This window comes from Paraburkholderia fungorum (assembly GCF_003610895.1).
Classification (GTDB): domain Bacteria; phylum Pseudomonadota; class Gammaproteobacteria; order Burkholderiales; family Burkholderiaceae; genus Paraburkholderia; species Paraburkholderia fungorum_B.
The window spans coordinates 201,035-213,703 of the sequence record NZ_MCAS01000056.1; the positions used below are offsets into that span (position 1 = coordinate 201,035).

8 protein-coding genes are annotated in these 12,669 nt (G+C 64.2%); 5 read left to right on the top strand and 3 right to left on the bottom strand.

The genetic code is table 11. The features are described 5' to 3' along the window. Together BCY88_RS34830 and BCY88_RS34835 are read left to right on the top strand one after the other, a co-directional pair. Positions 1-315 (top strand): BolA family protein, encoded by a 315-nt coding sequence (locus BCY88_RS34830; RefSeq protein WP_028196576.1) that lies wholly within the window; start codon positions 1-3, stop codon positions 313-315. A gap of 11 nt (positions 316-326) precedes the next feature. Continuing rightward, positions 327-1,106 (top strand): peptidylprolyl isomerase, encoded by a 780-nt coding sequence (locus tag BCY88_RS34835; protein WP_120348632.1) that lies wholly within the window; start codon positions 327-329, stop codon positions 1,104-1,106. Positions 1,107-1,202: 96 nt separating this feature from the next. Here the strand turns inward: BCY88_RS34835 and BCY88_RS34840 are convergent, their stop codons facing one another. From BCY88_RS34840 to purL, 3 genes are all read right to left on the bottom strand, one after another. Then, entirely contained in the window at positions 1,203-2,495 is a 1,293-nt protein-coding gene (locus tag BCY88_RS34840; RefSeq protein ID WP_120348633.1) for a HipA domain-containing protein, read from the bottom strand. Then, entirely contained in the window at positions 2,485-2,772 is a 288-nt protein-coding gene (locus BCY88_RS34845; RefSeq protein ID WP_120348634.1) for a helix-turn-helix domain-containing protein, read from the bottom strand. Before BCY88_RS34845 ends, BCY88_RS34840 begins: the two co-directional genes overlap by 11 nt. A 319-nt stretch (positions 2,773-3,091) precedes the next feature. Beyond that, positions 3,092-7,177 carry a phosphoribosylformylglycinamidine synthase gene (purL, locus tag BCY88_RS34850; protein WP_120348635.1) on the bottom strand — a complete coding sequence of 1,362 codons (4,086 nt, stop codon included), beginning with the start codon at positions 7,175-7,177 and terminating at the stop codon, positions 3,092-3,094. A 326-nt stretch (positions 7,178-7,503) separates the two neighbouring features. Between purL and BCY88_RS34855 the strand changes: the two genes are divergently transcribed. The 3 genes from BCY88_RS34855 (at position 7,504) to pgi (ending at position 12,560) form a co-directional block, all read left to right on the top strand. After that, a complete protein-coding gene (locus BCY88_RS34855) occupies positions 7,504-8,811 on the top strand; it encodes an FAD-dependent oxidoreductase (RefSeq protein WP_120348636.1) in 1,308 nt (435 codons plus the stop codon). A gap of 216 nt (positions 8,812-9,027) precedes the next feature. Further along, the gene (locus BCY88_RS34860) at positions 9,028-10,653 is read left to right on the top strand and encodes an NAD(P)H-hydrate dehydratase (RefSeq protein ID WP_120348637.1); all 1,626 of its coding nucleotides are present in this window, start codon (positions 9,028-9,030) and stop codon (positions 10,651-10,653) included. A 284-nt stretch (positions 10,654-10,937) separates the two neighbouring features. Next, positions 10,938-12,560 (top strand): glucose-6-phosphate isomerase, encoded by a 1,623-nt coding sequence (gene pgi, locus BCY88_RS34865; protein WP_120348638.1) that lies wholly within the window; start codon positions 10,938-10,940, stop codon positions 12,558-12,560. The last annotated feature ends 109 nt before the right edge of the window (positions 12,561-12,669 follow it).

Here is a 12,669-nt window from a genome sequence, read left to right on the forward strand (position 1 = left end):
ATGACTAGCGACGTGTTCATGCACGCCACCACCGCCGAGCGCGCCGCGCTGATCGAGGCGCGCCTCACCGCCGCGCTCGCGCCGGTCGCCTCGATCCAGATCACGGACGACAGCGCGCAGCACGCGGGCCACGCCGGCGCCTCCGCCGGCGGTCATTTCACTGTCACGATCGTGGCTGCCGCATTCGCCGGGAAAGCCCGCGTGGCGCGGCATCGCATGGTGTATGATGCGCTGGCCGATGCCATGCAGCGCGGCATTCACGCCCTTGCAATCACGGCGTATACGCCCGAAGAATTCGCTTTGTTGCCCCGCTAGGAAAATTTCTGATGACCTTGAAGAAAACCCATCTTTGGGTACTGCTGGCTGCCTTTGCGGCCGCACCTGCATTTGCACAGAACATCGCTGTCGTGAACGGCACGCCGATTCCGAAATCACGCGCGGACGCGCTGATCGATCAGCTGGTTCATCAAGGCCAGCAAAACACGCCGCAATTGCAAATGGCCGTGCGTGAAGAACTGGTGAACCGCGAAATCCTGATGCAGGAAGCACTGCGCCGCGGCCTGCCGAATCGTCCGGACATCAAGGCGCAAATCGCCGTCGCGCAACAAACCGTCGTGCTGCGTGCGCTGATCGAAGACTTCGTGAAGAACAACGCGCCGAGCGACGCCGAAGTCACTGCGCGCTACAACGCACTGATCAAGGACGCGGGTGGCAAGGAATATCACCTGCACCACATCCTGGTGGACAACGAACAGCAAGCCAAGGACCTGATCGCCAAGATCAAGGGCGGTGCGAGCTTCGAAGACCTCGCCAAGCAATACTCGAAGGACCCGGGATCGGGCAAGAACGGCGGCGACCTGGACTGGTCGGACCCGAAGGCCTATGTGCCTGAGTTCGCTGACGCGGCCACGCATCTGCAGAAGGGCCAGATGACCGATACGCCGGTGCATACGCAGTTCGGCTGGCACATCATCCGCGTTGACGACATCCGCGACGTCACGCCGCCACCGCTCGAGCAAGTGCGCCCGCAGATCGTGCAGCAGATCCAGCAGGAAAAGCTGCAGGCGTTCGAAGAAGGTCTGCGTAAGAACGCGAAAATCCAGTAAGCGTTTTTCGTGGCTTCAGAAAAAACCGCCCTCGGGCGGTTTTTTTTTGTTTCTGCGGGCTTCATGAGGGATTGACTGCCCTGCGGGGGCGCCCACTCACTTGCGCAGCGCCCTGCTCATCTCCGCAAGCGGCATCGCAACGATCGAGTCGAGCAGCCGGACTTCGCCGGCATTCGGCTCGGCGATGGCGTCGACGGTACGGCGGGTCTCCGCGACCCTGGCGTCGACAACGGCGAGCATCTCATCGAGCAATTTTTCCGAGCCTTTGGGCTGGAGGCCAAGCGCTTCGCCGAATGCAAGCATGTTCTTTCTGGAAATGTCCGCAAACTGGGTGGCCTCTCCAACGGGCATTGTCAGGTCGCACTGAGGCCAACGGTCCCGCTGATTCGGCTGGTAGGTCGGCGTGTGGTAGACGACCGTACTCACCAGATCGTAAAACGGCGCCAGCATATAACCGCGGGCATTGACGAAGAATGAGAGATTCTTGAGGTGAGAATCCGCGTTGCCGATTAACACGTTGAAAACCGCCCATCGGAACACATCGAGACGTGCCTTTGCCCGCGTGCCGGTTGTTTCGATAGCATCCCTGAGTATCTGCGCCGTCGCATTCTGATATTTGAAATGACGGTCGTAGTTCAACAGCTGCATTGCATCGACCGTATGCAGGCGTCGTACGGGCTCCGCAGCCATATCGCGATCGAAACGGTCGATAACATAGCAGGCCGAGGGTACGCGCAGGAAATGTGTAGGCGGCACGTGCACGCCCAGCGCTTGCGCGAGGCGCATGCAGAAAAACTCGTTTATCGCTGAATGAGGATAGCCTGTGCTTCGCATATCCGGCTTGAGCAGGTGCATCGACGGCTCATTGCCCACGGGCTCGACGAGCTCGTAATCCGGCGCGTGGCCTCGCAAGGACAGCAGCAGTTTTTGTTGGGCACCCGCCGCGGACATACGTTTGGGCGCGGTGGTGCTGAGCGCGCGCTGCGGCATGGCCTGAATGCGAGCCTCAAGTTCGGCGTACGACAGCGGCTGCAAACCGGCGGATGCCTCGCGCTCGCCCTCGGCGAGCAGCGTCAGGGCGCCTGCCGACTCCCGGCCGTAATAGGCAAGCAACCCCCACGCGTCGCTCGCATTGACTTTGGCTTCACGAGCGAGCGCCGTGCGCATTTCCTCTTCGGGCAAAAGATTGTCGAAGAACCATTGCACCGGCCTGTGGCTCGACCCGTCGACGAAAGGCCCGGCATGCAGAGGAAAAGCGGGTGAAAGCGCGAATGCGTCTTCCCGACCCAGCCAGTTCTCGTCGTAGGCAAATGACCAGATGCCGCTTTCATCGCTCACGGCGCCAACGCGTTGGCCATTCGCGTAGGCAACGAGCGTTCTAGCTGCCATGAGCAGCCCGTCGGCGCTGAAGGGCCTTGGTGGCCAAGGCCGGTGGAATATCCACGGAAACCTGCGCGCGCAGCGTGATGCCCAGTTCGCCAAGAAGGTGGAGCACCTTGCCGATCTGGGCGGTCGGCTTACCCGCCTCGATGTGCGTAATGAATTTCGGGGACAGGCCCGTGGCAATGGCCACGTCGTCGCGCGTCAGCCCTTGTGCGAGCCTTGATGCCCGCACAAGATCGCCCAACTCCGTCATGCCGCTGATGTAAATCTCAGACTGACGCATTCTCTACCTCCCGGCCGTTCGTACCCGCTCGGGAATATTATGCCATGAGATAGAGATAGAGGCCCAGATTCGTACCCGCTCGGGTACGAATCCATGGACTGAGAAGGCTGTGTGGCTATTTCGTACCCGAGCGGATACGAGCAACACCGAGCGTGCGGGTATCGCGACTTTTCGTACCTGAGCGGATACAAATTGAATGTCGCCAATCTGGTGACGGCAACGAGGCGGAGTCGTACATAGACCCGCTTCGGTTTGCAACTGCCACAGCACCGGCAAACCGCCACGCACAGATAACGCGGCGGTTTGCATTACAACACCATCAACCCAGCCAGCGGCGTGCGTTCTGGAACACGCGCAGCCACGGGCTTGCGTCCGTGCCGCCCTCACCCCAGCCTTCCGGATGCCAGCTCATCTGCACCGCGCGATGCACGCGCTCGGTGTGCGGCATCAGCACGCTGAAGCGGCCATCGGGTGTCGTAACCGACGTGATGCCGTCCGGCGAACCGTTCGGGTTGAACGGATACTGCTCCGTTGCCTGACCACGGTGATCGACGAAACGCATCGCCACGGCCACCTTCGACGCATCGCCCTGCTGTGAGAAGTCCGCGTAACCCTCGCCGTGCGCGATCGCCACCGGAATGCGCGAGCCTTCCATGCCGGCGAAGAAGATCGACGGCGAAGCCTGCACCTCGACCAGCGAGAAGCGCGCTTCGAATTTCTCCGACTTGTTGCGCGTGAACTTCGGCCAGGCTTCGGCACCCGGAATCATCGATGCAAGGCTGCTCATCATCTGGCAGCCGTTGCAGATGCCTAGCGCAAACGTGTCTTCGCGGCCGAAGAACGTGGCGAACATGTCGGCCAATTGCGAGTTGAAGCGAATCACCTTCGCCCAGCCTTCACCGGCGCCCAGCGTATCGCCGTACGAGAAACCGCCGCACGCCACCGCGCCGGCAAAATCCGCCAGATTGGCGCGCCCCGCCAGCAGATCGCTCATGTGCACGTCATGCGCATCGAAGCCGGCGCGGTCGAATGCATAAGCCGTTTCGAGGTGCGAGTTCACGCCCTGCTCACGCAGGATCGCAACGCGCGGGCGGGCGCCCTTGCCGACGAACGGTGCAGCGACATCTTGCGACGGGTCGAACGTGAGGACCGGCGAAATGCCCGGATCGGCGGCGTCGGAAAGCGCGTCGTATTCGGCATCGGCGCAAGCCGGGTTGTCGCGCAGCCGCGAAATACGCCAGCTCACTTCGCTCCATGCCCGATGCAATTCGGTGCGCGGTGCTTCGTAGATCTTCTTTGCATCGCGATAGACTTCGATCGCGTCGCGCTCGTTGATCTTGCCGATCACGTGCGAGCACGCCGACAGGCCGTGTTCGCGCAACGTGCCCAGCACCGCGTCGCGGTCTGCCGCGCGCACCTGGATCACCGCGCCGAGTTCCTCGCTGAAGAGCGCGCGGATCGTGCGGTCATCACGACGGCCACTGGTCTGCTTCGCCCAGTCTTTCGCGTCGCCGTAATCGGATTCATGGTTCGGATCGAGCACGAGCATGTCGACGTTCAGCGACACGCCGACGTGACCCGCGAATGCCATTTCGCAAACTGTCGCCCACAAACCGCCGTCCGAGCGGTCGTGGTACGCGAGCAGCTTGCCGTCGCTATTGAGCGACTGGATTGCGGTAAAGAAACGCTTGAGATCTTCGGGATCGTCGACGTCCGGCACCGTGTCGCCAACCTGCTGCGTGACTTGCGCGAGAATGCTGCCGCCCAGACGATGCTTCGCGCGGCCGAGGTCGATCGCGATCAACACGGAATCGCCCACTTCGTTCGCGCGGCGCAATTGCGGCGTGAGGTGACGACGCACGTCTTCGACCGGCGCGAACGCCGAGATGATCAAGGAGACCGGCGCGACCACTTCCTTCGCCACGCCACGGTCTTCCCACTTGGTGCGCATGGACAGCGAATCCTTGCCGACCGGAATGCTGATGCCGAGCGCCGGGCACAGCTCCATGCCGATGGCCTTGACCGTGTCGTACAACGCGGCGTCTTCGCCCGCTGCGCCGCATGCGGCCATCCAGTTTGCCGACAGCTTGAGCTTGTCGAGCGACGCGATCGGCGCCGCCGCGATGTTGGTGACCGCCTCGCCGACCGCCATGCGGCCCGACGCGGGCGCGTCGATCACGGCGAGCGGCGCGCGCTCGGCCATGGTCATCGCTTCGCCACGGAAGCCCGCGTAATCCATTGTCGTGATGGCGACGTCGGCCACCGGCACTTGCCACGGGCCGACCATCTGGTCGCGCGCCGTCGTGCCGCCCACCGAGCGGTCGCCGATCGTGATGAGGAACGACTTGCTGGCAACCGTAGGATGGCGCAGCACGCTGAGTGCGACGTCCGACAACGCGATGCCGGTGACATCCACCGGTTCGAGCTTCTGCTCGACGCGCTTCACGTCACGGTGCATGCGCGGCGCCTTGCCGAGCAGCACTTCCATCGGCATGTCGACCGGCTCGTGCGCGGCATCGCGGTTCGCCTCGGAGTCGATCACCTTCAACTGACGCTCGGCCGTGGCCGTGCCGACCACCGCGAACGGGCAACGCTCGCGTTTGCACATGGCTTCGAAAGCCGGCAGATCGGCCGGCGCAATCGCCAGCACGTAGCGCTCCTGCGCCTCGTTCGACCAGATTTCGCGCGGCGACAAACCGCTCTCTTCCAGCTGGATCTTGCGCAGATCGAAGATCGCGCCCTTGCTGGCGCCGTCCACCACTTCCGGGAACGCGTTCGACAGACCGCCCGCGCCCACGTCGTGAATACTCAGAATCGGGTTCTTCTCACCAAGCTGCCAGCAGGCGTTGATCACTTCCTGCGCGCGGCGCTCGATTTCCGGATTGCCGCGCTGGACCGAGTCGAAGTCGAGTTCGGCGGTGTTGGTGCCGGTCGCCATCGAGCTGGCGGCGCCGCCGCCCATGCCGATGCGCATACCCGGGCCGCCGATCTGGATCAGCAGCGAGCCTTCCGGCAAATCGTGCTTGTGCGTGTGCTGATCGGAGATATTGCCGATGCCGCCTGCGATCATGATCGGCTTGTGATAACCGCGCACGAGACCCGCGACGTTCTGTTCGTACGCACGGAAATAGCCACCCAGGTTCGGCCGGCCGAATTCGTTGTTGAACGCGGCGCCGCCGAGCGGGCCGTCGATCATGATTTGCAGCGGCGACGCGATGCGGTCGGGACGGCCGTACGCTTCGTACTTGTCGTCCGGGTTCCGGTGTGCGAGCGGTTGCGCGGCATCACGGGCGTTTTCCCATGCTTCGACGCCGTCCGGCAACTCCAGATTCGACACCGTGAAGCCCGCCAGACCCGCCTTCGGACGCGCACCGCGGCCGGTCGCACCCTCGTCGCGGATTTCGCCGCCGGCGCCGGTCGAGGCACCCGGGAACGGCGAGATCGCGGTGGGGTGATTGTGCGTCTCCACCTTCATCAAGGTGTGCGTCAGTTCGACGTTGCGGCGGTAGTGCTCGGGCAACGCATTCTCGCCAGGCTCAGCCGCCGTGCGCGGGAACCAGCGCTCAGCCACGCCGCCCGCCATGATCGCCGAGTTATCCGAATACGCGACGATCGTGCCCTGCGGGTTCAGCTTTTCCGTATTGCGGATCATGTTGAACAGCGAGATGTCCTGCTTCTCGCCGTCGATTGTCCAGTCCGCGTTGAAGATCTTGTGGCGGCAGTGTTCGCTATTGGCTTGCGCGAACATCATCAGTTCGACGTCGGTCGGGTTGCGGCCGAGTTTCGTGAAAGCGTCGACGAGATAGTCGATTTCGTCGTCAGCGAGCGCGAGGCCCAGTTCCGTGTTCGCTGCTTCCAGCGCGCCGCGGCCATGGCCCAGCACGTCGACGGTTTGCAGCGGCTTGGCCGGCAGCTCGTCGAACAGATGCAGCGCGTGCTCACGCGAAGGCGACACGCTCTCGGTCATGCGGTCGTGCAGCGCCGCGGCAACGGCCGCGCGCGCTTCGTCGGAGAGTGCCTTCTTGCCGCCCAGCAGCCCGCTTTTCAGCGTGACCGTGTACTCGACGCCGCGCTCGATGCGGCGCACCTGCGTCAGGCCGCAGAGGTGGGCAATATCGGTTGCCTTGCTGGCCCACGGCGACACCGTGCCGAAGCGCGGCACCACGAGGAAGGTTTCGGCCGTGCCGCGCTCTTTGGTCTCTTCGAGCGGATCGCCGTAGTGCATCAGCGCTTCGATCTTCGCGTTGTCTTCCACGGACAGCGGGGTTTGCGCGTTGACGAAGTGCAGGTACTGCCCGCGCACGCCGGTGATGTTGGCGTCGATACGCGTAAGCGTTTCGAGCAGGCGGGTTTGACGGAAATCGGAAAGGGCCGAAGCACCGGGGAAACACGAGAAGTGGGCCATGGACTTGACGTTGCGTCGCTAATGATGCCGATGAGTCGCGCGTGAAGGCGACGTGAGGCGGAAAGGAAGTCCGGGATTATACCCCGGGAACGGGCTTCCAACGGGCTTCGCACCCGGGTTTTGGTGGGCTCCGGGTGGCGGCCCGGGCGCGTCGTTGCGGCGCTTCGGCGTCGCGCCCGCGTGGCAGAGCCATCCGTTTGACTGCTATCATTCGGCCTTTCACCAGATCGGCGCGAGCGGCCTGAGCAAAGCCGGGCAACGCGCCGCATGCCACGCTTACCGGGAACGCGGCGTTTCGGCGTCCCGCCGGCAAATCGAATCAGATCATGGATGTCATCGTCATTGGCGGCGGGATTGCAGGCGTCGCTACCGCTTATCAACTGCGCGCGGCCGGCCACCGGGTATGCGTCGTCGAGCGACACGCAACGGTCGCGCAAGGCGCGACCTATGGGCACGGCGGCACCGTGCTGCCGACCCCGCTCGACGTCTGGTTCGGCCCGACTTTCATGGCGAGCCGCCAGGGCGCCAAAAACGGCGTGATCAGCAAGGCCGGTTTTAACGGGCCGGCACGCCAGTTCGTCAAACAGTTGACCGCTTTGCAGGAGCCCGAGGCGTTCAGCAGCCAGTACGCGCGTCTGCGTCCACTGATCGAAGCGTCCCGTGAGGCGATGGCCGATATCGAAGCGCGCTTCGGCCTGGAGTTCGAACAGGCGAGCGGCCTGCTCTATCTGGTGCGCTCCGAGCAGGAGTGGCAGCAGACACAGCCCGCGCTCGATCTGCTGCGCCAATACGAAGTCCCGCACCACGTGCTGACGCCGGCCGAATGCGCCGCGTTCGAGCATTCCGTGCGAACCGAGCCGAAATTTGCCGGCGGCGTGCTGTTCGACCACGAGCGCACGGCCAACTGCCCGCTTTTCGCGAAACTGATCAAGCAGACCCTCGATACGCAGGGTGGCGTGCAATTCATGCTGGGCTGCGAAGTCTCGGCGATCCGCCTCGAAGGCCAGCGCGCCTCGGTGGAACTGGCGCCACGTCCGGGCGCTGGTTCCGCCGCGGCGCGTTCACGCGAAGTCGACGTGATCAACGCCGACGCGATCGTCGTTGCCGCGGGCTATGGCAGCCTGCCGCTGCTCGAACGCCTGGGGCTGCGGCTGCCGCTGCATCCGTTGCGCCTGCATAACCTGGTGGCGCCGATTGCGCATGAGGAATGCGCACCGCACGTCGCGATTGTGGATGCGGTCAAGCGGATTACGGTGAGCCGCATGAATCATCGTCTGCGGGTTGCGGGCGGCGCGGTTCTGCAAAGCGCCGCGCAGATCGACAAGCCGCTCGGCGAGGCGTTGACGAGAGAAGCGCTGGCGCTGCTGGGCCAGGCAACGCACGACTGGATCCCGGGCGCCGCCCGGATCTCCGCGGCCTTGCCGTGGGAAGGCGTAAAACTGCTGTCGCCGGACGGCCTGCCGGTGATCGGCAACGCGCTTCATCCGCGTCTGTTCGTCAACGCCGGTCACGGACCCGCCGGCTGGGGGCTCGCCTGCGGTGCGGGCAAACTGATCGCCGACCTGATCTCGGGCAAGACCCCCGAGGTCCCCGCGGACACGCTGGCAGCGTTGCGCGCGGACCGATTCCAATAAAGGGCGGACCCGCCCTGGCGCGGGCCGAACGAGGCGCAAGCGGAAAAAGCAGGGGTTGCTTCGCGCCGGGCAATGCCAGTCAAGCCCGAGCAGCGCCAATCAGGCAATAACAAACCCGCCACACGCCAGGATGGCGCCCGCCCGGGGCATATCGGCACTACCATAGTGGCTCCTCAAGCTTCCTCACCTTGTCCAAGGTGAAGTCCACGCCTCGCCATGACAGCGCCCGAATCCACGCTCCCGACCTTGATCAGCCCGCGAAACCGGGCCTTGCCGCTGCTCACGCTAACCGATCTGCGGCTCCTCGAAACCCAGGCTGCGGCAACACTGCCTCAGCACACCCTGATGTCCCGCGCAGGCAAAGCCGCCGCGAGCTACCTGCAGGAACAGATCACCCGCGATACCTCGACCGAAAAATCGAAGCACAAGGTATGGGTCGTCGCCGGCCCGGGCAACAACGGCGGAGATGCCTTGATCATGGCCACGGAACTGCACCAGGCCGGCATTGCCGTCGACCTGTGCATGCCGGTTGAAGTCAAACCGGATGACGCCCGCTGGGCGCTCGACACGGCTCGGGCGGCAGGCGTAGCCATTGCCACGGCGCCGCCGGCATCGCTGGAAAGCTATACATGGCTGGTGGACGGCATGTTCGGCATCGGCCTGAGCCGCCCCCTGGAAGGCATCTTTGCTACCATCGCCCGCCAACTCACGCAACGCACGAAAGCCAATTCCAGAAAAGGCGGCGTTCTGGCGCTCGACACACCAAGCGGTCTCGACAGCGACACCGGCACGGTAGTCGGCCAGGGACGTGACCAGGGCAGCGGCCGAAGCGAAAACCAAAGCGATGGTTCCGCCGTCCACGCCACCCACACGATCACCTTTATCGGTGCGAAACCCGGCCTTTTCACCGCACAGGGGCGCGATCTCGCCGGCAGGGTAACGGTGGCGCCAATCGGCGTGGACAGCGCCTCCCGCGCAGCGGTGCAACTCAACGCGCCCGCGCTGTTCGCCGCCTTCCTGCCAGCGCGCGACTTCGCCACCAACAAAGGCACGTTCGGCAGCCTCGCCGTGGTCGGCGGCGACACCGGCATGTGCGGCGCGGCGATCCTCGCCTCGCGTGCGGCGCTCTACAGCGGCGCTGGTAAAGTGCATGTCGCCTTGCTTGGCGAGGGCGCCCCGCCCTACGATCCGCCGCATCCCGAACTGATGCTGCATGCGCTCGACGCACTGCCGCTCGACAAGATGGACGCGCTGGCCGTCGGCTGCGGCATGGGTCTGCGCGATCGCGCCACACGTGTCATGCACGACGTGTTGCAGCTCGACGTGCCCAAGCTATTCGACGCGGACGCGCTCAATCTGATTTCGACGGACCCGTCGCTCGCCGCCGCAGTCACCGCACGCGGCGTGCAGGGCGACCCGTGCGTGCTGACGCCGCATCCGCTCGAAGCCGCGCGCCTGCTCGGCACCGACGTGCGCGAGGTGCAACGCGACCGCCTCGCCGCCGCGCGCGCACTGGCCGCGCGCTTTGCCGGCGTGATCGTGCTGAAAGGCACGGGCACCGTGATCGCCGCGCCGGACGGCCGCCTCGCGATCAACCCGACCGGCAATGCCGCACTCGCGACCGGCGGCACGGGCGACGTGCTCGGCGGCATCATCGGCGCGTTGCTCGCCCAACATCTGCCGCGCTACGAAGCCGCGCTCGCGGGCGTCTACCTGCACGGCCTCGCCGCCGACACGCTGAGCGCGCAGGGCCACGGCCCAGCGGGCTTGACGGCAGGTGAACTCGCCCCGATGGTGCGGACTTTGCTAAACCGTATGTTCTACCCGGCAGCGGCCGATTGAATCGACGCATCCCACAGTGTGCCCGCAACGCCCAAACTGCTGCCGCCCGGCTGTCACCCGTCACACAACGCCGCTATACTGATTAACTGCGCCGGGCGTCGGGTCATCGCGGGTTGCAACGAAACTTCAGCAAGCCGGTTCGATCACGCGGCAGGCTCGCGAAGCTTCATGGCAAGCCGCCGCGAACCCGGCCGCGCGGCATCGCTCTAACCGCATCGTTGCTTCATCCTCGGCAGCGCTTCACGCGCGCGCCATTCTTCTTGCCCCTTCGCTAGACGGACGCTATGACGCAGAACTCGCTCCCCTCCTGGTCCTCGCTGCAAACGCATTACGAGAAGATTCGCGATGCGCACATGCGCGACTGGTTCGCCCCCGAGAACGATCCCGCCCCTACCCGTGCTGAGCGCTTTGCGTTCGCGGGCGGCGGTCTCGCGGCCGATTTCTCGAAGAACCGCATCACCGACGAAACCCTGAAACTGCTCGTGCAACTCGCGCGCGAAGCCGGCGTCGAGAAACGCCGCGACGCGATGTTCGCGGGCGAAGTCGTCAACCCGACCGAAGGCCGCGCCGCCTTGCACACCGCGCTGCGCGCCACCGATCCGAACGCGCCCTTCCATGCGCAAATACTCGCCGAACGCGCCAAAATGGCCGCGTTCGCCGACCAGGTGCGCAGCGGCGCATGGACCGGCTACACTGGTAAGCGGATTCGCTATGTCGTGAACATCGGCATCGGCGGCTCGGACCTCGGGCCGAAGATGGTCGTGCACGCGCTGCATCATCTGGCCACGCCCGAGATCACCACGCACTTCGTGTCGAATGTGGACGGCGCGGATCTGTACAACGTGATGCAGCAGATCGATCCGGAAGAAACGCTCGCGATCATCGTCTCCAAGACCTTCACCACGCTCGAAACCATGACCAACGCGCGCTCGCTGCGCGACTGGTTCATCGAGAAAGGTTGCCCGGAGAGTGCGTTGGCGAAACACTTCGTCGGCGTATCGGCCAATCCTTCCGAGGTGGTCAAGTTCGGCATCGCGAAAGAGAATGTGTTCGAGATGTGGGACTGGGTCGGCGGGCGTTATTCGCTGTGGTCGGCGGTGGGTCTGTCGATCATGATCGCGATCGGACCGCAGCAGTTCGACGAACTGCTGGCAGGCGCCAACGAGATGGACCAGCATTTCCGCGACGCACCGCTCGACAGAAACCTGCCGGTGCTGCTCGGCATGATCGGCATCTGGTATCGCAACTTCTTTGGCTCGCAAAGCTATCTGGTCGCGCCGTATTCGGAGGCCCTGCATTTCCTGCCCTCGTACCTGCAACAACTCGAGATGGAGAGCAACGGCAAGTCGGCGCGCCTCGATGGTGCGATGGTCGACTACCCGACTGCCGCCGTGACCTGGGGCGAGCCGGGCACCAATGGGCAGCATGCGTTCTTCCAGATGCTGCACCAGGGCCCGACCATCGTGCCGATCGACTTCATCGCCGTGTTGACGCCGGAGCATCCGCTCGTCAGTCATCATCCGAAGTTGCTCGCGAACTGCTTCGCGCAAAGTGAAGCGCTGATGCTCGGCCGCACGCTCGAAGAAGCGAAGAAGGTGGCCGGCGCGGACAAGCCTGAACTGGCACCGCATCTCGTGTTTCCCGGCAACCGTCCCACCACGACGTTGCTGGTCGACGCGCTCACCGCACGTTCGCTCGGCGCATTGATCGCGCTGTACGAGCATAAGGTGCTGGTCCAGGCATCGGTATGGGATATCAATCCGTTCGATCAATGGGGCGTCGAGTTGGGCAAGATTCTCGGCAAAGTGGTCGAGGCGGATCTGACCTCGGCGAGCGTCGATGAGAAGAAGCACGATTCATCGACGTCGGCCTTGATCGCGCGAGCGCGTGCCGCGTTGAAGCAATGAAACGTTAGGGTGAGCTGAAAAGAAGAGCGGGCCTTTGCGGCCCGCTTTTTTTTGCCGGTGTGATGTGATGGCTACCGGTTTCTATCGGTACTCATCAAAGGCATGCGCC